Genomic DNA, 23,213 nt, shown 5'->3' with positions numbered 1-23,213 from the left:
TGGTGGGGGCCCCGCCCCTCTGGGGGGCGGGCCCACTTCTTTCAGCTAGTGCCTAGCGGCGAGCGTTCAGCTCTGGCCGCCGGCGAGCTTCTCGCGAAGCGCGGCCAGGGCCTCGTCCGACGCCAGGGCGCCGGAGGTGTCGTCCGACTCCGAGGAGTACGAACCACCCGAGACACCCGCACCGGCTCCGGCGGACGGCGCGGCAGCACCCTCGGCCTCGGCCTGCGCGTCGGCCTCGCGGGACTTGATGACCTGAGCCTGGTGCTGCTCGAAGCGCTGCTGCGCCTCGGCGTACTGGTGCTCCCAGGCCTCGCGCTGGGTCTCGTAGCCCTCGAGCCAGTCGTTGGTCTCGGGGTCGAAGCCCTCGGGGTAGATGTAGTTCCCCTGGTCGTCGTACGACGCGGCCATGCCGTACAGCGTCGGGTCGAACTCGACCGAGGCCGGGTCGGCACCGAAGGACTCGTTGGCCTGCTTCAGCGAGAGGCTGATGCGGCGGCGCTCGAGGTCGATGTCGATGACCTTGACGAAGATCTCGTCGTTGACCTGGACGACCTGCTCCGGGATCTCCACGTGGCGCTCGGCCAGCTCGGAGATGTGGACCAGACCCTCGATGCCCTCGTCCACGCGGACGAACGCACCGAACGGAACGAGCTTGGTGACCTTACCCGGGACGACCTGACCGATCTGGTGCGTACGGGCGAACTGCTGCCACGGGTCTTCCTGCGTCGCCTTGAGCGACAGGGAGACGCGCTCGCGGTCCATGTCGACGTCGAGGACCTCGACGGTGACTTCCTGGCCGACCTCGACAACCTCGGAGGGGTGGTCGATGTGCTTCCAGGAGAGCTCGGAGACGTGCACCAGACCGTCGACGCCACCCAGGTCCACGAAGGCACCGAAGTTGACGATCGAGGAGACGACGCCGGAGCGGACCTGACCCTTCTGGAGGGTGGTGAGGAACGTCTGGCGAACCTCGGACTGGGTCTGCTCCAGCCAGGCACGGCGGGACAGGACCACGTTGTTGCGGTTCTTGTCCAGCTCGATGATCTTGGCCTCGAGCTCCTTGCCCACGTAGGGCTGGAGGTCGCGGACACGGCGCATCTCGACGAGGGAAGCCGGCAGGAAGCCACGGAGGCCGATGTCGAGGATGAGACCACCCTTGACGACCTCGATGACGGTGCCGGTGACGATGCCGTCCTCTTCCTTGATCTTCTCGATGGTGCCCCAGGCACGCTCGTACTGGGCGCGCTTCTTCGAGAGGATCAGGCGGCCTTCCTTGTCCTCCTTCTGGAGAACAAGGGCTTCGATCTCGTCGCCGACCTTGACGACCTCGTTCGGGTCGACGTCGTGCTTGATCGAGAGCTCGCGGCTCGGGATGACACCTTCGGTCTTGTAACCGATGTCGAGCAGGACCTCGTCCCGGTCGACCTTCACGATGACGCCGTCGACGATGTCGCCGTCGTTGAAGTACTTGATCGTCTCGTCGATCGCGGCGAGGAAGGCTTCCTCGTTACCGATGTCGTTGACCGCAACCTGCGGGGTGGTGGCGGTGGTCTCGGTGCTGCTCGTCATGTGGGAAAGGGCTCCGGTACGGACAGTGAGTCGTAGGTACTGCTTACGCCGCGAGCCCATTTCGCTCTGCAGAAGCCAGACAGCCAAGGAAGCGCCGAAACCGGTGACCCGGGGGCGCCTCGACAACCGAGGGGACATACATACAGATGCGAGCGCAGCCTGCTCCGTCTGAGGAGCGCAAGCCCGCAGCGCAACTTGTAGCATACGGGGGCAGCCGGACAGGGTCAATGCGCGAAGGCGCACACCCGGGGCGGATCGCCGCATACCCGGCACAAGACCTGTCTCACGAGGCCACGCGGGCCGTAGAACGCCTCTGCCGTGACACGCCCGAGACGGGTTGGACGGAAGAGTACGACGAGGGAGCCGATCATCCAAGAGCCCGAACCGTTCGAACCGGAAGCCACCCGACGTGACGCGGACGTCACGGAGAGTTCCCGGGCCAACCGGGGCTGGTGGGACCGGAACGCGGACGAGTACCAGATCGAACACGGCACGTTCCTCGGAGACGACCGTTTCGTGTGGAGCCCCGAGGGGCTCGACGAGGTGGAGGCCGAATTGCTCGGCCCGCCGGAGAGCCTCAAGGGCAAGGACGTCCTGGAGATCGGCGCCGGGGCGGCGCAGTGTTCGCGCTGGCTCGCCGGACAGGGAGCGCGTCCGGTCGCCCTGGATCTCTCCCACCGCCAGCTCCAGCACGCGATGCGCATCGGGGGCGGCGTGCCTCTGGTGGAGGCCGACGCGGGCGCCCTGCCGTTCGCCGACGCCTCCTTCGACCTGGCGTGCTCGGCGTACGGCGCGCTGCCGTTCGTCGCCGACCCGGTCCGCGTGCTGCGCGAGGTGCGCCGGGTGCTGCGCCCCGGCGGCCGTTTCGTCTTCTCGGTGACGCATCCGATCCGCTGGGCCTTCCCGGACGAGCCGGGCCCCGAGGGTCTGTCCGTCTCCGCCTCCTACTTCGACCGCACTCCGTACGTGGAGCAGGACGAGGAGGGCCACGCGGTGTACGTCGAACACCACCGGACGATCGGCGACCGCGTCCGCGACGTCGTGGCCGGCGGCTTCCGCCTGATCGACCTCGTCGAGCCGGAGTGGCCCGCCTGGAACACCCAGGAGTGGGGCGGCTGGTCCCCGCTGCGCGGCAACGTCATCCCGGGGACGGCGATCTTCGTGTGCGAGCGGGACTGACGGACGGGCGAAACGAGGGGCTGCGACTCTCCTACAAGACCGTTTGACGCTCGTACGAGACCGGTTTGACGCTCGTACGAGACTGGGGGCGTGATCCGTTACGACGCCCTGGACGCGCTGCCCGTGCGCGGCGCCCTGCCCGGTCTGAACGACGCCCTGGAAGGGTGTGGCGGCGCGGTGCTCGTGGCGCCGCCCGGCACCGGCAAGACGACCCTCGTGCCGCTGGCGCTCGCCGGTCTCCTGGACGACGGGCGGCCGGCGCGCCGGGTCGTGGTCGCCGAGCCGCGGCGGATCGCCGCCCGGGCCGCGGCGCGGCGCATGGCGTGGCTGCTGGGCGAGAAGGTCGGCGAGAGCGTCGGCTACACCGTGCGCGGGGAGCGGGTGGTCGGACGCCACGCGCGCGTGGAGGTCGTCACGACCGGTGTCCTGCTGCAACGGGTGCAGCGGGACCAGGAGCTGGCGGGCGTCGACGTGATCGTGCTCGACGAGTGCCATGAGCGGCATCTGGACGCCGACACGGTGGCCGCCTTCCTGTTGGACGTGCGGGCCGCTCTCCGTCCCGAGCTGCGGCTGGTGGCCGCGTCCGCGACGACGGACGCCGAGGGGTGGGCCCGGCTGCTGGGTGACGCGCCGGTCGTCGAGGCGAAGGGTGCCTCGTATCCCGTCGAGGTGGTGTGGGCCCCGCCCGTGCGCCCGGTACGGCCCCCGCACGGGATGCGGGTGGATCCGGCGCTGCTCACGCATGTGGCGTCGGTGGTGCGGCGGGCGCTGGCCGAGCGCGAGGGGGACGTGCTGTGCTTCCTGCCGGGTGTCGGGGAGATCGCGCGGGTCGCCGGACAGCTGGGCGGTCTCGGCGAGGTCGATGTGCTTCAGGTGCACGGACGGGCCCCGGCGGCCGTGCAGGACGCGGTGCTCTCGGCCGGTGTCCGGCGCCGGGTGGTCCTGGCGACGTCGGTGGCCGAGTCGTCGTTGACGGTTCCCGGGGTGCGGGTGGTGGTCGATTCCGGGCTCGCGCGCGAACCCCGGGTGGACCACGCACGCGGGCTGAGCGCGCTGACGACCGTACGGGCCTCGCAGGCGGCCGGGCGGCAGCGGGCCGGACGCGCCGGGCGTGAGGCCCCGGGAGCGGTGTACCGGTGCTGGACGGAGGCGGAGGACGCGCGGCTGGCCCGCTTCCCGGCACCGGAGATCAAGGTGGCCGACCTGACGGCGTTCGCCCTGCAGGCGGCCTGCTGGGGCGATCCGGACGCGTCCGGGCTCGCGCTCCTCGACCCGCCGCCGGGCGGGGCGATGGCGGCGGCACGCGCCGTGCTGAGCGCCGTGGGCGCCGTCGACCCGTCGGGGCGCGCGACGGAGCGGGGCGTGCGCATGGCCCGGCTCGGGCTGCACCCGCGGCTCGCCCGGGCCCTGCTGGACGCGGCGCCCGAGGTCGGGGTGGACCGGGCCGCCGAGGTCGTCGCCCTGCTGAGCGAGGAGCCGCCGCGGGAGTACGGCGACGACCTCGCCGCGGTGTGGCGTGCCGCCCGGCGCGGGGGTGATGCCTACGCGGCCCGCTGGCGAGCGGAGTCCCGGCGTCTGCGCACCACCGCTACGGGACTTTCCCACCCACTCGCCCGTGACTCTCGCCCGGAAACGGTCACCGTCGAAGCCCAGCACCGTGGGTCAGCAAGCGCCGGGGACGACCGGATCGCCGGGCTCGTAGCCGCCCTCGCGTTCCCCGAGCGCGTCGCGCGGTCTCAAGGCGGCTCCTTTCTCATGGCGTCCGGGACCCGAGCCGAACTCGGGGACGGTACGGGTCTGCGGACAGCCCCCTGGCTCGCCGTCGCCGTCGCGGACCGGCCGGTCGGTGCCGGGCACGCGCGCGTGCGGCTCGGGGCCGTGATCGACGAGGAGACGGCGCGGCGGGCCGCGGCACACCTTCGTGCCAAGGGCGACGAGGTCCACTGGGCCGACGGGGACGTTGTCGCGCGGCGCGTGGAGCGGCTGGGGGCCGTGGAGTTGGCGGTGCGGCCGCTGAGGGACGCCGACCCCGTACTCGTACGCGAGGCGCTTCTTGAGGGGTTGCGGGAGGAAGGGCTCGGCCTGTTGCGGTGGTCCACGGACTCCGAGGTGCTGCGGCGGCGGCTCGCCTTTTTGCGTCTCCACCTGGATGAGCCTTGGCCGGACGTCTCCGACGACGCGCTCCACGCGCGCGTGGAGGAGTGGTTGGAGCCGGAGCTGAGCCGTGCCCGGCGGCGCGCCGATCTGGCGCGGATCGACGCCGGGCAGGCACTGACCCGGCTGCTGCCGTGGGCGACGGGAGACGCGGCCCGCCTCGATGAGCTGGCACCGGAGCGGATCGAGGTGCCGAGCGGGTCCAGAGTCCGGATCGACTACGCCGACCCTGAACGGCCGGTGCTGGCGGTGAAGTTGCAGGAGATGTTCGGGCTGGCCGAGACGCCCCGCGTGGCCGGCGTACCCGTACTCGTGCATCTGCTCTCCCCCGCCGGACGGCCCGCCGCCGTCACCGCCGACCTGGCCTCGTTCTGGAGGGACGGCTACCGGGCCGTGCGGGCGGAACTGCGGGGGCGGTATCCCAAGCACCCGTGGCCCGAGGACCCGGCGACCGCCGAACCGACCCGGCACACGAACGCGCGGCTCAGGCGTTGACCGGTTCGGGCTCCGCGGCCTCGGCGGGGGCCGGGTCACCCGGGCGGCGGCTGCGGGCCTCCAGACAGAGGGAGAGGGCGAGCAGGGCCGCGCCCAGGAGCAGGAAGCCCCACGGCAGGTACGAGGTCATGAGCAGGATCAGCGTGCGGTTGGAGTTGACCAGGTCGACGGTGTGCTTGATGTAGTCCTCGCGCATCTTCACGTCCCCGGCGAAGGCGGTGACCTTGTCACGGTCGCCGAGCAGGGTGCCGCCGCGGAGTTCCTCCTTGTGGATCTCCTCGCCGTAGACGGGCGCTCCGGTGACCGGTTCCACCCAGAACTTGCGAACTGTGGTGTACCAGCGGGTGGTGCCGGTCTTGGCGACCGATTCCGGCGTGATGCCCTTGACCGGCATGATCTTGGGGAGCTTGACCTTCGTCCAGGGGATGGTCTGCTCGAAGTAGTAGACCTTGACGCCCCGGAAGTTCTGGGTGCCCTTGTAGTGGATCGGGGCGGAGGTGCGGGTCTGCGCGTCGAAGTACTCGTAGTCCCGCTTCTCCGTGCGGAAGGGCCACTTGAACTCGATGCCCTCGCGGGTGACGGGGTCGCCGTCGACGGATTCGCCCGTGGCGTGGACGGGTTCCTGGCTGTGCGCGTCGAAGATGTAGCGCTCGGGAAGCTTGGAGACCATCTTTCCGTCGGGACCCTGGACGTAGGAGAGGGAGTCCCAGACGACGACGTCGCGGCCCGCGGTCTTCTCGATCTTCTCAGAGGCCTCGACGTTGCCCTTGAGAGTCTGCACGACGGTGACCTTGGGTACCTTCCTCGCCTTCATCGTGCCGTAGTCGAGGAGGGTCGCGTCCTTCGCCTCCAGGACCATGTCCTGGTACTGGCCGGCGGGGATCTTCGCCAGGCGCGGGAAGGCGTACCAGCGCAGCAGCGGGGACAGCGCCGTGAAGAACACGGCGAAGGCGAGCAGGATCAGGCTTGCCTTGCGGCGCATCTCGGCGTCCCTCCCTGAGAGTTACGGGTGTGCGGGCACGGTCGTCAGCAGCGGCTTGGGTGAGGTCTTGCCGGCCGGTGAGCCCATGGCCGTGATGGTCAGCACCAGGGCGAGTGCCACGGCGAGACCGGTCGCGGCGGCGATGAGGGCACGCATGCGGGGCCTCCCGAGGGCCAGGAGCTGATACGTCGTCAGGTCCGGCACCGTAGCAACGGCGGGGCGAGATGAGAACACGTTGCACACAGACGAGGGCGCCCCTCCGCCGGGAAGCGGAGGGGCGCCCTCGGTGCGCGCAGGGACTAGGAGGTGGCGGCGGCCACCTTCAGCTCCACCGTCAGCGTCGCGCCGCCCGTGGTGTTGATGCGGAGCAGGAACGTGCCGGTGGTGTCGTCCGCGTACAGCTTCGGGAGCTTGAGCACGCCGTCGGCGTCCGTGGTGAGGTCCGTGAGGGTGCGTACGGTCTTGCCGTCCGCGTCCTTGAAGTACGGGCCCTTGTCGTTCTCGGTCGCGTCGTCCGCCGACTTGATGAGCGTCGCGGTGGCCGCGACCTTGTCCGCGACGGCGCCCTTGTAGGTGGCCTTCACCTCGACCTGGTCGGCGAACTCGCCGCCCGGTACGCAGGTCAGCGCGGTGTCGCTGGTGCGGGTGAGGGTGTCGGCCTGGCGCGGGGTGACGCTCGCCGTGTAGTCGAGTCCGGCCATGACCCGGCCGACGACGGTGGCGCGGACGGTGAAGTCGCCGGTCTTCTCGCCCGCCACGAGCGCGGGCGCGGTGGCCGTGCCGAGCCGGTCGGTGACCACCGTGGCGACCTTTTCGCCGCCGGTGAAGGTGGCGTCCGTGTCGTCACCGACGATCGTGAACCGGACCCGGACCTTCGCCACGGCCTTGTCCGCCTCGGTCTCGGTCCGCACGGCGACCTTCTCGGCGAAGGTGTCGCCGGCCGTCGCGGTGAGCTTGCCGGTGCCCGCGTCCGCCAGGTGATCCACCGTCTCGGTGGGGGTGGGCGGCGTCGGGCTCGGCGAAGGCGTCGAGGGAGGGGAGGGTGTCGGCGGCGTGGACGGGTCCGGGCTGGGGCTCGTCGAACCGCCGCCCGGCTTCGGGGTGCTCGGCTTCGGACTCGGCGTCGAGGGCGAGGGCGGCGTGGGGCTGGGGCTCGCCTCGGAGGTGTCGTCGCTGCTGTGCGAGGGCAGGGTGCCGGTGCCGTTCGGCACCTCGTGGGTGCCCTTGCGGTAGTACTCCAGCCACGACAGGACCGTGTTGAGGTAGGCCGACGAGTTGTTGTAGCCGAGGATCGCGGCGTTCATCTGCGACTGGACGGACAGGTCACGGTCGAACCGGCACAGGTAGTGGCCGGCGGCGAGCGCCGCGTCGTAGACGTTGTTGGGGTCCTTCTTGCCGTCGCCGTTGCCGTCGCGGCCCGCCCACTCCCAGGTGGAGGGGATGAACTGCATGGGGCCCACCGCGCGGTCGTAGGCACTGTCGCCGTCGTACGCACCGTTGTCGGTGTCGGCGATCAGCGCGAAGCCGTTGCCGTCGAGCTTGGGGCCGAGGATCGGCGAGTACGTCGTGCCGCTCGCGTCGACGCGGCCGCCGCGGGCCTGCCCCGACTCCACCTTGCCGATGGCGGCGAGGAGTTGCCAGGGCAGGTTGCAGCCTGGCTTGGACTCGCGCAGCGACGCCTCGGCCTTCTTGTAGGCGTCGAGGACGGTCGCGGGGATGCCTGCCTCGGCGTCGCCCGTGACGACGGGCGTCTGGCCCTCGGTCGGCGACGGGCTGGGGCTGTCGAGCGGCGGAAGGTCCGTGTAGTAGCGCGAGTTGCCGCTGGCGGTGTCGTCGGTGTTCGCGTCCGGTGTGGCATCGGCGCCGGTCGTCTGTCTGCCGTGGTTGTCGGTGGTCACTCCCGGGGCCTGGGACGCGGACAGCGCCGCGACCGCGACCGCGGCCACAGCGGTGGTTGCCGCCCCCTTGCGCAGCCTCCTGCCGAAATGCGCCGCCATTGAGTGAACCCCTCCCGTGGACGACCAGGTGTCCGCCATATCTGCTGTTCGACCGCACTCCCCAGCGCGGTGACCCAGGTGACCCTACGACAACTCATGTCGCCCGGGCACCCGTTCGTGCCCGGTTTTCACCAGTTGGCCATGTCCGATCACCCGCCCGCATACTGGCGTCAGCGATCACCGGGCGGACATACCGGTCCACCTTCAGCCGTAGGGGACGACTTGCCCTTCACCCTCAGCCATGCGGCGGCCGTGCTGCCCGCCGTGCGCGGTGACGGACGCGGTCGCGGCCGACTGGTCCCCGCCGTCCTCGTGGCCGGTTCCTTCGCTCCCGACCTGACCTACTACGCGGCGAGTGTGCTGCCCGGGGCGATGGAGTTCGGCACCTTCACGCACTCGTTCACCGGTGTGTTCACCTTCGACGTACTCGTCGCGTCGGCGCTCGTGGGCGCCTGGCTGGTGCTGCGCGAGCCGCTGGTGGCGGTGCTGCCGCCGGCCCGGCAGGGGCGCCCGGCGCGGCTGCTGCGCTGCGGGGTGCCTCTTCGGCGTGCGCAGCCGTCGACGGCTCTGTGGTGGTACGTCTCGGCGGCGCTCGGCGCGCTGACGCATGTCGTGTGGGACGCGTTCACCCATCACGACCGGTGGGGGGTGCGGCTCGTCCCCGCCCTGGGGCGGGACGTCGGCGGTTCGCCGCTGTTCTGGTATGCGCAGTACGGCAGTTCGGCGGTGGCGGCCGTCGTGATCGCGGCCTTCGTGGTGCTCGCGCTGCGCCGGACGCCCGCCGGCGAACCCGTGGGGGTGCCCGTGCTGTCCGCCGCCGACCGGTGGCCGGCCGGTGCCGTGATCGGCTGCTGCGCGCTGGTGGGCGCGGTGCAGCGAGCCTCCCGCTGGTGGAACTACCGGGGCTCCAGCGCGAAGCTCTGGGAGTTGATCCCGACAGTGTGTTTCGGCGGGGGCGCGGGCCTGGTGCTCGGTCTCGGGCTGTACGCGGTGGGCGTCAGGATGTGGCGTCCTGCTCCGGCTCGTCCCAGCCCGGCAGCGGCTCGTACGGAGCCGAGCCGTCCGACTCCTCGCTGATCGCGTCCTGTGGAGTGAGGCTCTGGAACAGGCCGCGCCCGTGTTTGAGGCCACGGTGCACGGCTTGCGCGATGCGCTCGATGGTGCGGACCCCGTATGCCATCGTCGGGTTGTCGTGCGACAGGACGACGATGCGGTAGGTGCGGTGGGTGCCCGTGAACACGCCGACGCTGTGCACGCGCCAGCCGTGTGTGGCACGGGGCAGCCAGCCGTTCTTGAGGTGGGCCGTCAGACCGCTCGGCATACCGGAGGGCACGCCCCAGCGCTGGTCGCCGCGGACCCGGCTGAGCAGCCGCAGGCCATAGGCGCGGGTCTTCAGGAACGAGCGGGTGTTGGTGAGCACGTTCAGCAGCCGCATCTGGTCGGCGGCCGTGGTGCGGGTCAGCCCCCAGTAGCCGTCCGGTCCGAGCACGGTGCGGCTCGTCCCGACACGGGCCAGGATGCCGCCCAGGTAGGCATGGCCCAGGTCGGTCCACAGGCGCCGGGCGGAGGCGTTGTCGGACCTGGTGATCATGGGGCGGATGTTGGCCAGTTCCCAGCCGGTGAGCCGGCGCCCGAGTTCCTCCGCCCGGCGCAGGGCGCCCTCCATGATCATGACCTTGGCGACGCTCGCCGAGTCGTACTGCCGTTCGCTCGCGAGGGCGCAGGTCAGGCCGGTGCCGTCGTCGTGCACCGCCACGGAGACGGTGCCTCGGCGTGACGACAGCACCGCCCGGATGTCACGGGACATCCGGGCGGCGAGATCGGGGTCACGGGACGAACGGCAGGCGGCGGGCACCTGGGCGGTACCGGCCCCCGCGGCGACCGCCGGTATCGGCGCCAGCAGCACCGGCACGACAGCCGTGGCCGCGAAGACGACTCCGGTGGCTATGGCGGTACGGCAGCGGAGCGTGCGTATACCCATGCCCGCATCCTTACGGCCCCGCTCGGCGGGGGGCGCCTTTGCGGGGGCCACGCGGGTGACGGCCGCTGCGGGCTGGGACGGGGCCGGGGCGTGCGTCTGAGGGGCCCGGCACCTTGCGGTGCCGGGCCCCTCAACGTGGCGACCGGGCCAGCCCCCGCATCCCGCAGCAGCAGTCCACGGCCCGCAACCCGCAGCCCACAAGCCCGCAGCCCGCAGCCCGCAGCCCGCCGGAGGCTAGTGCGCCGCCGACTCCCAGTCCTCGCCCGAGCCGACGGATACGTCCAGGGGAGCCCGGAGCTGAACGGCGGACGCCATCTCGTGGCGGAGGAGTTCTTCGGCGTCGGCGCGCTCCCCCGGGGCGATTTCCAGGACGATTTCGTCGTGGACCTGGAGGAGCATGCGGGACTTGAGGCCCGCCTCGCGCAGCGCCCGGTCCACGTGGAGCATGGCGATCTTGACGATGTCCGCGGCCGTGCCCTGGATCGGCGCGTTGAGTGCCATGCGCTCGGCCGCCTCGCGGCGCTGCCGGTTGTCACTGTTGAGGTCCGGCAGGTAGCGGCGACGCCCGAAGAGCGTCGCCGTGTAGCCCGTCGCCCGCGCCTCGTCGACCGCCCGGCGCAGATAGTCCCGTACGCCTCCGAAGCGCTCGAAGTACGTGTCCATCAGCGCACGGGCCTCACCGGCCTCGATGTTCAGCTGCTGGGAGAGGCCGAAGGCCGACAGCCCGTACGCCAGGCCGTATGACATCGCCTTGATCTTGCGTCGCATCTCGGCGTCGACCGCGGACCGCTCCACGGAGAACACCTGGGAGGCGACGGTGGTGTGCAGGTCCTCGCCGGACGTGAACGCCTCGAGTAGGCCCTCGTCCTGCGACAGGTGGGCCATCACCCGCAGCTCGATCTGGCTGTAGTCCGCGGTCATGAGGGACTCGAAGCCCTCGCCGACCACGAAGCCGCGGCGGATCGCGCGCCCCTCGTCCGTACGCACCGGGATGTTCTGCAGGTTGGGGTCCGTGGAGGAGAGCCGGCCCGTCGCCGCCACCGTCTGGTTGAACGTCGTGTGGATGCGGCCGTCCGCCGCGATCGTCTTGATCAGGCCCTCGACCGTGGAGCGCAGCTTCGCCTGCTCGCGGTGGCGGAGCATGATCACGGGCAGTTCGTTGTCCGTCTGCGCCGCGAGCCATGCCAGGGCGTCCGCGTCCGTCGTGTAGCCCGTTTTCGTCTTCTTCGTCTTGGGCAGGGCCAGCTCACCGAAGAGGACTTCCTGGAGTTGCTTGGGCGAGCCGAGGTTGAATTCGTGCCCGACGGCCGCGTGCGCCTCTTTCACCGCCTGCTGCACGGCGCCGGCGAACATCTGCTCCATGGCTTCGAGATGGACCCTGTCCGCCGCGATGCCGTGCCGCTCCATGCGGGCCAGCAGGTTGGACGTGGGCAGTTCCATGTCGCGCAGCAGATCGGCGGCGCCGACCTCCTTCAGCTTCTCGCCGAACGCCACGCCCAGGTCGAGGATCGTGCGGGCCTGCACCATCAGGGCGTCCGCCTCGGCCTGCTCGTCCGTGCCGAAGGCGAGCTGTCCGTCGGCCGCCGCGGCGGGCCCCAGTTCCCGGCCGAGGTACTCCAGGGACAGCGTGTCCAGCGCGAAGGAGCGGCGGCCCGGCTTGGTCAGGTAGGCGGCGAGCGCGGTGTCCATGGACACGCCCTCGATGCTCCAGCCGTGCTCGGCGAAGACCCGCATGGCGCCCTTGGCGTTGTGCATGACCTTGGGCTTCTTGGGGTCGGCGAGCCACTTCGCGAACGCGTTCTCGTCGGCCTCGTCCAGCTGCGACGGGTCGAACCACGCGGCGGAGCCGTCGGCGGTGGCGAGCGCGACCTCGGCGACCGCCCCCGCGCCCAGCGCCCACGCGTCGACCGTGGCCACGCCCAGGACCGCCTTGCCGTGCTCGGCGAGCCACGGCTTCAGCTCGCCCGCGCCCAGCACCACCCCGTCCAGCTCGACGCCCTCGACGACCGGGCGGGCCTCTTCGGCCTCCTCGGCGCCCGGGTCGACGCCGAAGAGCCGCTCGCGCAGCGAGGGGTTCCTGATCTCCAGGGTGTCCAGGACCATCGCGACGGCCTTGCGGTCGTACGCCCCGCGCTCCAGGTCGGCGACCGTCCTGGGCAGCTCGACGTTCCGCTCCAGCTCGGTGAGGCGGCGGTTGAGCTTCACAGCCTCCAGGTGGTCGCGGAGATTCTGTCCGGCCTTGCCCTTGACCTCTTCGACGCGCTCGACCAGGTCCGCGAACGAACCGAACTGGTTGATCCACTTCGCGGCGGTCTTCTCACCGACACCGGGGATGCCCGGCAGGTTGTCGGACGGGTCGCCGCGCAGCGCCGCGAAGTCGGGGTACTGCGCCGGCGTCAGCCCGTACTTCTCGAAGACCTTCTCCGGTGTGAACCGGGTCAGCTCCGAGACGCCCTTCGTCGGATACAGCACCGTCGTGTGGTCGGAGACCAGCTGGAAGGAGTCGCGGTCACCGGTGACGATCAGCACGTCGAAGCCCTCGGCCTCGGCCTGCGTGGCGAGCGTCGCGATGACGTCGTCGGCCTCGAAGCCGTCGACCGCGAAGCGCTGCGCGTGCATCGCGTCGAGCAGCTCGCCGATCAGCTCGACCTGCCCCTTGAACTCGTCCGGGGTCTTCGACCTGTTCGCCTTGTACTCGGTGAACTCCTCGGAGCGCCACGTTTTGCGCGAGACGTCGAAGGCCACCGCGAAGTGCGTGGGCGCCTCGTCGCGCAGCGTGTTCGCCAGCATCGACGCGAAACCATAGATCGCGTTCGTCGGCTGGCCGGTCGCGGTGGTGAAATTCTCCGCGGGCAGCGCGAAGAACGCCCGGTACGCCAGCGAGTGCCCGTCCATGAGCATGAGGCGCGGGCGGCCGCTGCCAGGGTTCGTCTCGGTCTTCTTCGATGCTGTTTCTGCCACGCCCCCGATCCTGCCACGGCCCACTGACAGTCCGGACCTCCCCGGACCGGCCAGAGTCGTTGTCAGCGGCGCGTGCGAGGATCGGAGATGTACTTCACACGTGCATGCGAAGGGGTCCACTGATGGCCAGCAAGCCGCCCAAGAGCGATCCGGTTCAGGACGCACCGCAGGTCGCCGAGCCGAAGCACGCTGCGGCCGGGCTGCCCGCCATCGGGCACACCCTGCGCATCGCGCAGCAGCAGATGGGCGTGCGCCGCACCGCGCTCACCCTCCTGCGCGTCAATCAGAAGGACGGCTTCGACTGCCCGGGCTGCGCCTGGCCCGAGCCGGAGCACCGGCACACGGCGGAGTTCTGTGAGAACGGCGCGAAGGCGGTCGCCGAGGAGGCCACCCTGCGCCGGGTCACCCCGGACTTCTTCGCCGCGCACCCGGTGAGCGACCTCGCCACCCGCAGCGGCTACTGGCTGGGCCAGCAGGGCCGCCTCACCCACCCCATGTACCTCCCCGAGGGCGCCGACCACTACGAGCCGGTCACCTGGGAGCGCGCCTTCGACATCATCGCCGAGGACCTGAAAAGCCTCGGCTCCCCCGACGAGGCCCTCTTCTACACCTCGGGGCGCACAGGCAACGAGGCCGCGTTCCTCTATCAGCTGTTCGCCCGCGAGCTGGGCACGAACAACCTGCCGGACTGCTCGAACATGTGCCATGAGTCATCGGGTTCCGCGCTCTCCGAGACCATCGGCGTCGGCAAGGGCAGCGTCCTGCTCGACGACCTCTACAAGGCGGACCTGATCATCGTCGCCGGGCAGAACCCCGGCACGAACCACCCGCGCATGCTGTCGGCCCTGGAGAAGGCCAAGGCGAACGGCGCGAAGATCATCACGGTCAACCCGCTGCCCGAGGCGGGCCTCGAGCGCTTCAAGAACCCGCAGACCCCTCAGGGCATGCTCAAGGGCGCCGCGCTCACCGACCTGTTCCTGCAGATCCGCCTCGGCGGCGACCAGGCCCTCTTCCGCCTCCTGAACAAGCTGATCCTCGACACGCAGGGCGCGGTCGACGAGGAGTTCATCGGCGCACACACCCATGGGTACGAGGAGTTCGCCGCGGCCGCCCGCGCCGCCGACTGGGACGAGACGCTCACCGCGACCGGCCTGACCCGCGACAGCATCGACGAGGCCCTGCGCATGGTCCTCGCCTCCAAGCGCACCATCGTGTGCTGGGCGATGGGCCTCACCCAGCACAAGCACGCCGTCCCGACCATCCGCGAGGTCGTCAACTTCCTGCTGCTGCGCGGCAACATCGGCCGCCCCGGCGCGGGCGTGTGCCCGGTGCGCGGCCACTCGAACGTGCAGGGCGACCGCACGATGGGCATCTTCGAGCGGCCCGCCCCCTCCTTCCTCGACGCCCTGGAGAAGGAGTTCGGGTTCGCCCCGCCCCGCGAGCACGGCTATGACGTCGTACGGGCCATCCGGGCGCTGCGCGACGGCGAGGCGAAGGTCTTCTTCGCGATGGGCGGCAACTTCGTCTCGGCGTCCCCCGACACGGAGGTCACGGAGGCGGCCATGCGCCGGGCCCGCCTGACCGTGCACGTGTCGACGAAGCTGAACCGCTCGCACGTGGTCACGGGCACGCGTGCCCTCATCCTGCCGACCCTCGGCCGCACCGAGCGCGACCTGCAGGGCAGCGGGGAGCAGTTCGTGACCGTCGAGGACTCCATGGGCATGGTGCACGCCTCACGGGGCCGCCTGGAGCCCGCGAGCCCGCAGCTGCTGTCCGAGCCGGCCATCGTGTGCCGCCTCGCCCGCCGCGTCCTCGGCCACGAATCCCGCACTCCCTGGGAGGAGTTCGAGAAGGACTACGCGACCATCCGCGACCGCATCGCGCGCGTGATCCCCGGTTTCGAGGACTTCAACGCGCGCGTGGGCAACCCCGCGGGCTTCGCGCTCCCGCACGCCCCGCGCGACGAGCGCCGCTTCCCGACGGCCACCGGCAAGGCCAACTTCACCGCCGCGCCCGTCGAGTACCCCGAGCTGCCGAAGGGCCGCCTGCTCCTGCAGACCCTGCGCTCGCACGACCAGTACAACACCACCATCTACGGCCTGGACGACCGCTACCGCGGCATCAAGAACGGCCGCCGGGTGGTGCTCGTGAACGCCGAGGACGCCCGGGAGCTGAAGCTCGCGGACGGCTCGTACGTGGACCTGATCAGCGAGTGGAAGGACAGCGTCGAGCGGCGCGCGCCCGGCTTCCGCGTCGTGCACTACCCGACCGCCCGGGGCTGCGCGGCCGCCTACTACCCGGAGACCAACGTCCTCGTCCCGCTGGACGCCACCGCCGACACCAGCAACACCCCTGCCAGCAAGTCCGTCGTCGTACGTCTGGAACAATCGGCAACCGACTGAGCGTTTGCTCAGCACGAGTGAGCCATGGCGCAGCCCATGGCGAAGCGATCCACGACGAACGGAGTCGGGCCCGATGGGCGAGCAGCACACCGTGAAGTTCCCGCAAGAGGTCATCGACGAGTACGCCTCGTTCGGCGTCGACCTGCCCGCCCTGTTCTCCGCGGGCCACCTCGGCACCCGCATGGGCGTGCAGATCATCGAAGCCTCCGCGGACCGCGTCGTGGGCACCATGCCGGTCGAGGGCAACACCCAGCCCTACGGCCTCCTGCACGGAGGCGCCTCCGCCGTCCTCGCCGAAACCATCGGCTCCGTCGGCGCCATGCTCCACGGCGGCAGCTCCAAGATCGCCGTGGGCGTCGACCTGAACTGCACCCATCACCGCGGAGTGCGCTCCGGCCTGGTCACCGGCGTCGCCACCCCCGTCCACCGGGGGCGCTCCTCGGCGACGTACGAGATCGCCATCACCGACGAGGCCGGCAAGCGCGTCTGCAGCGCCCGACTGACCTGCATTCTCAAGGACGCGCCGACCGGCTGACACGCACGGACTCCTGGCCCCCGGGACGCGGCCTCTCGGCCGACCCGGGGGCGCGCACTCTGGCCGACCATGGGGGCACGGACTCCGACCGCCCCGGGAGCACGCACGTCAACTCCCCAGCCTCCGGCCCCATTGTCGGAGCCCGGCCCTCCGGCATAGCGTGAAGCATGACCGGCATCGGGCCCGTCGAGCCGTACCACCCCGATGAGACCGACGGCCCCCACCACAACCCCGCGCCCGATCTGCTGTGGTCGAACTCCACGCATGCCGAAGCCCGTTGGGCCGCACTCCCCCGCTCCCGGCGCCGCCTGCTGAAGGCCCTCACCCTCACCGCGGCCGCCACCAGCGCCTTCTTCGCCCTGCGCCCCACCCCGGTCACCCAGGCCACCCCGAACCCGTACCCGTGGCCCGCGAGCGTCACCACCCTCCACTACGAAGGACGGGGACCCGCCCCCGCCACCTTCCGCTTCGAGGTCGACGTCGCCCGCGGCAGCCCCGTCACCGTCCGCCAAGTCGGCCCCGGACTACCCGCGTTGGGCGCCACCACCACACCCCCACTGCCACTGACAGTGAGGGCCGGATCACCGCGCCTGATCACCGTACGCATCTCCGTATACAAGTGCGCCGCCCTGCCGCCCGCCCTCGACCTCCCCCACCTCGACCTGCTCATCAGCAACAAGACCGCACAGCAGCAGCAAAGCTTTCTCTTCGGCGGCGCATACCCGCACGACCTGTGGACCGACCTGCGCTCCCTCTGCTCCCCCGAACCCGCCTCCCCCGCGCCCACTTCACCCCCGCGAGGACACCCGGCAGACCTCACACGGAGGTAACAGTCGGTTACCTCTGCCGTAATGAAGCAATGCCAGGGCACCGCCCCCGCCGCGGCGCGCCACGCACATCGCCCCACACCACCGCCGCAACCACGGCCGCTACCCGCCCCACGAACCGGAACAGGGCGTTCTCAGCATGCGAACACGCCGTCACACCCGAACAGCGTCCCGAAATGTTCCAGCCGTCCACCCCACGCCCGCCAAGACAGCCCCCGCATAACAAGAGCGTCACAGCCTTCCCCACGCTCCTCCCCCCTCCCCCTACCTGCGCTTATAGTCACGGCCAGTCACCGCGCCGCCGGGCGCGTCTGCTGCACGGCCTGCACCACCCAGTACGGCCCGGCGAGACACACGGCCCCCACCCTGGGGTGCCGCGCCAGGGAGAGGACTTAACGTGCGACACCGTTCTTTGGTCATCCTTACCTCCGTGCTCACCACGGGAGCACTCACGCTGACCGCTTGCGGCTCGCGCGACAGTGGCGGAGACAGCAAGGGCAGCAAGAAGACCGAGATCATCATCGGCGTGGACGCGCCGCTGACCGGTCAGAACTCCGCCACCGGCCTCGGCATCCAGGGCGGCGTACAGATCGCCGTCAACGACGCCAACAAGAACAACACCGTGCCCGGCGTGACGTTCAAGGTCCAGGCCCTCGACGACAAGGCGATCCCGGCCAGCGGCCAGCAGAACGCCACCCAGCTCGTCCAGAACGACAAGGTCCTCGGCGTGGTCGGCCCGCTGAACTCCGGCGTCGCCACCCAGATGCAGCAGGTCTTCGCCACCGCCAACCTGGTCGAGATCTCGCCGTCCAACACCGCGCCCGAACTCACCCAGGGCAAGAACTGGCAGACCTCGAAGTCGCGTCCCTTCAAGACGTACTTCCGCACCGCCACCACCGACGCCCTCCAGGGCGGCTTCGCGGCCGACTACGCGTACAACACGCTGAAGAAGCGCAAGGTCTTCGTCGTCGACGACAAGCAGACCTACGGCGCCGGCCTCGCCAAGCTCTTCAAGGCCGGCTTCACCAAGTCCGGCGGCAAGGTCGCGGGCGAGGACCACGTCAACGTCGGCGACACGGACTTCTCGGCCCTGGTCACCAAGATCAAGAACTCGAAGGCCGACCTGGTGTACTACGGCGGCCAGTACGACGAGTCCGAGAAGCTCACCAAGCAGCTCAAGGACGGCGGAGCCAAGATCCCGCTGTTCGGCGGTGACGGCATGTTCACCCCGACCTACATCTCCACCGCCGGCAAGACCTCCGCAGGCGACCTCGTCACCTCCGTCGGCCAGCCCGTCGACTCCCTGCCCTCCGCCGCCGACTTCATCAAGAAGTACAAGGCCTCCGGCCTCAAGGGCGACTACGGCACCTACGGCGGCTACTCCTACGACGCCGCCACGGCCATCATCAAGGCCATCGGCAACGTCGTGAAGGACGGCAAGATCCCCGACGGCGCCCGCGCCAAGATCGTCGACGAGGTCCAGAAGACGAAGTTCGACGGCATCGCCGGACCCGTCTCCTTCGACGAGTACGGCGACACCACCAACAAGCAGCTCACCGTCTACCAGGTCGTCAACGGCAAGTGGAAGGCCGTCAAGAGCGGCACGTTCAACGGCTGATCCCTTCCGCCGCTAGCACCACCAAAGGGCCGCGCGGCCAGACCACCCGTCACCGCGCGGCCCGCTTCATACGCCCTGCTCAACACTCCCCACCACATGGAGGCCATGCGGTGAACACCCTGCCGCAGCAGCTGGCCAACGGGCTGTTCCTCGGCTCGATGTACGGGCTGATCGCCATCGGCTACACGATGGTGTACGGCATCGTCCAGCTCATCAACTTCGCCCACGGCGAAATCTTCATGACCGGAGGCTTCGGCGCACTCACGGTCTACCTGTACGTCCTGCCCAACGGCACATCCATGTGGATAGCCCTCCCAGCGATGCTCATAGGCGGCGGACTCGTCTCCGTCCTCATCGCCGTCGGGGCCGAACGCTTCGCCTACCGCCCACTGCGCGGAGCACCACGCCTCGCACCCCTCATCACCGCCATCGGCCTCTCCCTCGCACTCCAGCAGATCGTGTTCAACCGGTACCCGAACGCCAAGACCGACCTCACATTCCCGCAACTCCCCTTCGGTCCCTGGCACATCGGCTCCGTCAGCATCCAGAGCGGCTCCGTCTTCGTCATCATCGCCGCCCCGATCTGCATGGCCGCCCTCGCCTTCTTCGTCCGCCTCTCCCGCACCGGCCGCGCCATGCAGGCCACCGCGCAGGACCCGGACACCGCCCAGCTCATGGGCATCGACACCAACCGCATCATCGTCATCGCCTTCGCCATCGGCGGCTTCTTCGCCGCCGTCGCAGCCGTCGCCTACGGCCTGCGCTACGGCACGGTGAAATACGACATGGGCTTCCAGATGGGCCTCAAAGCCTTCACCGCGGCCGTCCTCGGCGGCATCGGCAACATCTACGGCGCCATGATCGGCGGCCTCGTCCTCGGCCTCGCCGAAACCATGGCCACCAGCTACATCGACGGCATCCCCGGCATGCAGCAGCTCGGCGGCGGCGGCTGGTCCTCCGTCTGGGCCTTCGTACTCCTCATCCTCGTACTGCTGTTCAGGCCACAAGGCCTAGTCGGCGAACGCGTCGCGGACAGGGCGTGAGCACCATGGCAACCACCGAGAAGACCACCGCGGCCCCCGCCGAAACCCCGCGCGGCCTCATCGCACTCCCCCAAAGCGCCGCCCGCGCCCTCATCGCCATCGGCGCGATCGCCACCATCGCCAGCACCTTCATGTCCTGGACCTACACGTCCGACTTCCCCGGGGACCTCACCTACTACGGCTCCCCGGCCGGACTCCAGATCCTCGACCTCGTCGCCGGCATCCTGACCCTCCTCTTCGCGCTCACCCTCCTCGACATCCGCGGACTGCGCTGGCTCAACCCGGCGGGCGCCACCCAGCCCGTCGTCCTCGCCGCCACCTCCGCGTTCGCCGTCAGCTGGTTCAGCGCCATCGCCATCGCCGTCGACCTCAAGGGCCTCGTCGCCCTCGACCCCGGCGCCTACATCGCCGCCATCGGCTCCCTGATCGCCCTCCTCGGCACCCTCGCTCTCCCCAGGCCCGGCGACACCTTCAAGGACTACGTCACCAAGCCCGAGCGCCTCCCCACCGCGATCAAGCTCCCCGCCTGGGGCGAACGCCTCGTCATCACCGCCGCCACCGCCGTCGCCCTCATCGTCTTCACCTACGGCATCGGCGTCGACCCCGACGCAAGCGAAACGTTCCTCGGCTACCTGCTCCTCGTCATCTTCGGCACCTGGGCCCTGCTCGCCGCCGGACTCTTCGACCGCTTCGCCGCACTCAACGCCCGCCACAAGGGATTCGCCACCTCCATGGCATTCCTCGCCGCGGCGATCTTCCCCTTCGTCGAGAACAACGAACACAACGCCAACCTCGGCGTGAACATCCTCGTAGTCGGCACCGTCGCCCTCGGCCTCAACATCGTCGTCGGCCTCACCGGACTCCTCGACCTCGGATACGTCGCCTTCCTCGGCGTCGGCGCCTACGCCGCGGCCCTCGTCTCCGGCTCCGAGTTCTCCCGCTTCTCCGGCGTCCAGTTCCCCTTCTGGGCCGCCATGCTCACCGGCATGGCCGCATCGCTCGTCTTCGGCGTCCTCATCGGCGCCCCCACCCTGCGACTGCGCGGCGACTACCTCGCCATCGTCACCCTCGGCTTCGGAGAGATCTTCCGCATCTCCGTCAACAACCTCGACGGCTCCTCCGGACCCAACCTCACCAACGGCCCCAACGGCATCTCCATGATCCCGGACCTCAAGATCTTCGGGTTCAACTTCGGAAGCACCCACGACATCGGCGGAGTCACCCTCGGCCGATTCGCGAACTACTTCCTCCTGATGCTGATCATCACCGGGATCGTCGTCATCGTGTTCAACCGCGCCGCCGACTCCCGCATCGGCCGCTCCTGGATCGCCATCCGCGAAGACGAGACCGCCGCCACCGCCATGGGCATCAACGGCTTCCGCGTCAAGCTCATCGCCTTCGCGCTCGGCGCCTCACTGGCAGGCCTCGCGGGTACCGTCTCCGCCCACGTCGGCTACAGCGTCAACCCGGCCCCGTACCAGTTCGCCGGCTCCGTACCCCCGAACTCCGCCTTCCTGCTCGCCGCGGTCGTCCTCGGCGGCATGGGCACAGTGAACGGACCCATCCTCGGTGCCACGCTGCTCTACCTCCTCCCGGAAAAGCTCAACTTCCTCAAGGAGTACCAACTCCTGGCATTCGGCATCGCGCTGGTGATCCTCATGCGCTTCCGCCCCGAAGGCATCATCGCCAACCGCCGCCGCCAGCTCGAATTCCACGAGACCGGCCAACTAGACATCCCCGAACAAGGCCTGCCCGACTCCACCGTCGGCGTCACCAAGGCAGGGGCGTGACCCACATGACCACCACCACAGCCCCCAGCCCCGTCCTCGAAGCCACCGGCGTCACCATGCGCTTCGGCGGCCTCACCGCCGTACGCAGCGTCGACCTCACCGTCAACACCGGCGAGATCGTCGGCCTCATCGGACCCAACGGCGCCGGCAAAACCACCTTCTTCAACTGCCTGACGGGCCTGTACGTCCCGACAGAAGGCAAGGTGTCGTACAAGGGCACGGTGCTGCCCCCGAAGCCCCACCTGGTCACCAGCGCAGGCATCGCCCGCACCTTCCAGAACATCCGGCTCTTCGCCAACATGACCGTCCTGGAAAACGTCCTCGTAGGCCGCCACACCCGGACCAAGGAAGGCCTCTGGTCCGCCCTCCTCCGCGGCCCCGGCTTCCGCAAGGCAGAAGCCACATCCCGCGAACGCGCCATGGAACTGCTCGAGTTCATCGGCCTCGACCACAAGGCCGACCACCTCTCCCGCAACCTCCCCTACGGCGAACAGCGCAAGCTCGAAATCGCCCGCGCCATGGCGAGCGAGCCCGGACTGCTGCTCCTGGACGAGCCCACAGCCGGCATGAACCCCCAAGAAACACGAGCCACCGAAGACCTCGTCTTCGCCATCCGCGACCGAGGCATCGCCGTCCTCGTCATCGAGCACGACATGCGCTTCATCTTCAACCTCTCCGACCGCGTCGCCTGCCTCGTCCAAGGCGAAAAACTCGTCGAAGGCACCTCGGAAGTCGTCCAGGGCGACGAACGCGTCATCGCCGCCTACCTCGGCACCCCCTTCGAAGGCGCCCCCGGCGACGACGAAGCCGCCGAAGTCGAAGCCGCCGAGGCCAACGGCGCGCAAAGCACCACCAGCAAGGAAGGAACCGCCCAGTGACCGCACTGCTGGAGGTCGAAGACCTCAAGGTCGCCTACGGCAAGATCGAAGCCGTCAAGGGCATCTCCTTCACCGTCGAAGCCGGCCAGATCGTCACCCTCATCGGCACCAACGGCGCCGGCAAAACCACCACCCTGCGCACCCTCTCCGGACTCCTCAAGCCCAGCGCAGGCCGCATCCTCTTCGACGGCAAACCCCTCACCAGCGTCCCCGCCCACAAAATCGTCGCCCTCGGCCTCGCCCACTCCCCCGAAGGCCGACACATCTTCCCCCGCCTCACCATCGCCGAAAACCTCCAACTCGGAGCATTCCTGCGCTCCGACAAGGCCGGCATCGAAAAAGACATCCAGCGCGCATACGACCTCTTCCCCATCCTGGGCGAGCGCCGCAAGCAAGCCGCGGGCACCCTGTCCGGCGGCGAGCAGCAAATGCTCGCCATGGGCCGCGCGTTGATGTCCCAGCCCAAACTGCTCATGCTCGACGAACCCTCCATGGGCCTCTCACCGATCATGATGCAGAAGATCATGTCCACCATCGCCGAGCTCAAATCCACCGGCACGACCATCCTCCTCGTCGAGCAGAACGCCCAAGCCGCGCTCTCCCTCGCCGACCAAGGACACGTCATGGAGGTCGGCAACATCGTCCTCTCCGGCACCGGACAGGACCTGCTGCACGACGAATCCGTACGCAAGGCATACCTCGGCGAGGATGGCCTACATCATCGTGCTCAACCCGATCATCCTGGGCAGCGCGAAGGACATGTACGGGCACCACCTGGACAACGGCCAGCTGGTCACCGCCA

At 69.8% G+C, this 23,213-nt stretch carries 16 protein-coding genes and 1 pseudogene; 11 read left to right on the top strand and 6 right to left on the bottom strand.

The window, feature by feature from the left end; translation table 11 throughout:
* Window positions 1-66: 66 nt before the first annotated feature.
* Window positions 67-1,569 carry a 30S ribosomal protein S1 gene (gene rpsA, locus AB0D27_RS40085; protein WP_362519089.1) on the bottom strand — a complete coding sequence of 501 codons (1,503 nt, stop codon included), beginning with the start codon at window positions 1,567-1,569 and terminating at the stop codon, window positions 67-69.
* Between the two features lie 318 nt (window positions 1,570-1,887).
* Between rpsA and AB0D27_RS40080 the strand changes: the two genes are divergently transcribed.
* Window positions 1,888-2,748, top strand: coding sequence for a class I SAM-dependent methyltransferase (locus AB0D27_RS40080; protein WP_362519086.1), 861 nt, complete (start codon window positions 1,888-1,890; stop codon window positions 2,746-2,748).
* Window positions 2,749-2,838: 90 nt separating this feature from the next.
* Window positions 2,839-5,397 carry an ATP-dependent helicase HrpB gene (gene hrpB, locus AB0D27_RS40075; protein ID WP_362519083.1) on the top strand — a complete coding sequence of 853 codons (2,559 nt, stop codon included), beginning with the start codon at window positions 2,839-2,841 and terminating at the stop codon, window positions 5,395-5,397.
* Here hrpB and AB0D27_RS40070 read toward each other — a convergent pair.
* The 3 genes from AB0D27_RS40070 to AB0D27_RS40060 form a co-directional block, all read right to left on the bottom strand.
* The gene (locus AB0D27_RS40070; protein ID WP_362519080.1) at window positions 5,387-6,379 is read right to left on the bottom strand and encodes a DUF3068 domain-containing protein; all 993 of its coding nucleotides are present in this window, start codon (window positions 6,377-6,379) and stop codon (window positions 5,387-5,389) included. The two genes, hrpB and AB0D27_RS40070, sit on opposite strands and share 11 nt — an antisense overlap.
* A gap of 21 nt (window positions 6,380-6,400) precedes the next feature.
* Window positions 6,401-6,535 (bottom strand): SPW_0924 family protein, encoded by a 135-nt coding sequence (locus AB0D27_RS40065; protein WP_362519077.1) that lies wholly within the window; start codon window positions 6,533-6,535, stop codon window positions 6,401-6,403.
* A 143-nt stretch (window positions 6,536-6,678) separates the two neighbouring features.
* On the bottom strand, window positions 6,679-8,376 hold the full coding sequence (locus AB0D27_RS40060; protein ID WP_362519074.1) for a lytic murein transglycosylase: 1,698 nt from the start codon (window positions 8,374-8,376) through the stop codon (window positions 6,679-6,681).
* Between the two features lie 222 nt (window positions 8,377-8,598).
* Here AB0D27_RS40060 and AB0D27_RS40055 point away from each other — a divergent pair, with 222 nt between their 5' ends.
* Window positions 8,599-9,453 carry a DUF4184 family protein gene (locus AB0D27_RS40055; RefSeq protein WP_362519071.1) on the top strand — a complete coding sequence of 285 codons (855 nt, stop codon included), beginning with the start codon at window positions 8,599-8,601 and terminating at the stop codon, window positions 9,451-9,453.
* On the opposite strand, the gene AB0D27_RS40050 is transcribed toward AB0D27_RS40055, so the two are convergent.
* On the bottom strand, window positions 9,374-10,357 hold the full coding sequence (locus tag AB0D27_RS40050; protein WP_362519068.1) for a serine hydrolase: 984 nt from the start codon (window positions 10,355-10,357) through the stop codon (window positions 9,374-9,376). The genes AB0D27_RS40055 and AB0D27_RS40050 overlap by 80 nt on opposite strands.
* Before the next feature lie 234 nt (window positions 10,358-10,591).
* Entirely contained in the window at window positions 10,592-13,318 is a 2,727-nt protein-coding gene (polA, locus tag AB0D27_RS40045; RefSeq protein ID WP_362519065.1) for a DNA polymerase I, read from the bottom strand.
* Window positions 13,319-13,440: 122 nt separating this feature from the next.
* Between polA and AB0D27_RS40040 the strand changes: the two genes are divergently transcribed.
* The 8 genes and pseudogenes from AB0D27_RS40040 to AB0D27_RS40005 form a co-directional block, all read left to right on the top strand.
* Window positions 13,441-15,720, top strand: a complete 2,280-nt coding sequence (locus AB0D27_RS40040) for an FdhF/YdeP family oxidoreductase (RefSeq protein ID WP_362519062.1) — start codon at window positions 13,441-13,443, stop codon at window positions 15,718-15,720.
* Window positions 15,721-15,793: 73 nt separating this feature from the next.
* The gene (locus AB0D27_RS40035; protein WP_362519059.1) at window positions 15,794-16,255 is read left to right on the top strand and encodes a hotdog fold thioesterase; all 462 of its coding nucleotides are present in this window, start codon (window positions 15,794-15,796) and stop codon (window positions 16,253-16,255) included.
* A 167-nt stretch (window positions 16,256-16,422) separates the two neighbouring features.
* Window positions 16,423-17,085 (top strand): hypothetical protein, encoded by a 663-nt coding sequence (locus AB0D27_RS40030; RefSeq protein ID WP_362519056.1) that lies wholly within the window; start codon window positions 16,423-16,425, stop codon window positions 17,083-17,085.
* 394 nt (window positions 17,086-17,479) lie between these two features.
* On the top strand, window positions 17,480-18,700 hold the full coding sequence (locus AB0D27_RS40025; RefSeq protein ID WP_362519053.1) for a branched-chain amino acid ABC transporter substrate-binding protein: 1,221 nt from the start codon (window positions 17,480-17,482) through the stop codon (window positions 18,698-18,700).
* A 110-nt stretch (window positions 18,701-18,810) separates the two neighbouring features.
* Window positions 18,811-19,743 (top strand): branched-chain amino acid ABC transporter permease, encoded by a 933-nt coding sequence (locus AB0D27_RS40020; RefSeq protein ID WP_362519051.1) that lies wholly within the window; start codon window positions 18,811-18,813, stop codon window positions 19,741-19,743.
* Window positions 19,744-19,748: 5 nt separating this feature from the next.
* Window positions 19,749-21,533, top strand: a complete 1,785-nt coding sequence (locus AB0D27_RS40015) for a branched-chain amino acid ABC transporter permease (protein ID WP_362519091.1) — start codon at window positions 19,749-19,751, stop codon at window positions 21,531-21,533.
* Window positions 21,534-21,538: 5 nt separating this feature from the next.
* Entirely contained in the window at window positions 21,539-22,411 is an 873-nt protein-coding gene (locus AB0D27_RS40010; RefSeq protein ID WP_362519049.1) for an ABC transporter ATP-binding protein, read from the top strand.
* Window positions 22,408-23,121: pseudogene (locus AB0D27_RS40005) on the top strand (ABC transporter ATP-binding protein); the annotation flags it as partial. The gene AB0D27_RS40010 and the pseudogene AB0D27_RS40005, both read left to right, overlap by 4 nt.
* Window positions 23,122-23,213: the final 92 nt, after the last annotated feature.

This window comes from Streptomyces sp. NPDC048415, assembly GCF_040651675.1.
In the GTDB taxonomy this organism is placed as follows: domain Bacteria; phylum Actinomycetota; class Actinomycetes; order Streptomycetales; family Streptomycetaceae; genus Streptomyces.
The sequence above is the reverse complement of the archived record's forward strand: the minus strand, read 5'-3'. Positions and strand labels throughout refer to the sequence as shown.

Bases quoted from the DNA above. Each gene is read 5' to 3' on its own strand.
- rpsA (WP_362519089.1), bottom strand. From the start codon at position 1,569: ATGACGAGCAGCACCGAGACCACCGCCACCACCCCGCAGGTTGCGGTC.
- AB0D27_RS40070 (WP_362519080.1), bottom strand. From the start codon at position 6,379: ATGCGCCGCAAGGCAAGCCTGATCCTGCTCGCCTTCGCCGTGTTCTTC.
- AB0D27_RS40065 (WP_362519077.1), bottom strand. From the start codon at position 6,535: ATGCGTGCCCTCATCGCCGCCGCGACCGGTCTCGCCGTGGCACTCGCC.
- AB0D27_RS40060 (WP_362519074.1), bottom strand. From the start codon at position 8,376: ATGGCGGCGCATTTCGGCAGGAGGCTGCGCAAGGGGGCGGCAACCACC.
- AB0D27_RS40050 (WP_362519068.1), bottom strand. From the start codon at position 10,357: ATGGGTATACGCACGCTCCGCTGCCGTACCGCCATAGCCACCGGAGTC.
- AB0D27_RS40040 (WP_362519062.1), top strand. From the start codon at position 13,441: ATGGCCAGCAAGCCGCCCAAGAGCGATCCGGTTCAGGACGCACCGCAG.
- AB0D27_RS40035 (WP_362519059.1), top strand. From the start codon at position 15,794: ATGGGCGAGCAGCACACCGTGAAGTTCCCGCAAGAGGTCATCGACGAG.
- AB0D27_RS40030 (WP_362519056.1), top strand. From the start codon at position 16,423: ATGACCGGCATCGGGCCCGTCGAGCCGTACCACCCCGATGAGACCGAC.
- AB0D27_RS40015 (WP_362519091.1), top strand. From the start codon at position 19,749: ATGGCAACCACCGAGAAGACCACCGCGGCCCCCGCCGAAACCCCGCGC.
- AB0D27_RS40010 (WP_362519049.1), top strand. From the start codon at position 21,539: ATGACCACCACCACAGCCCCCAGCCCCGTCCTCGAAGCCACCGGCGTC.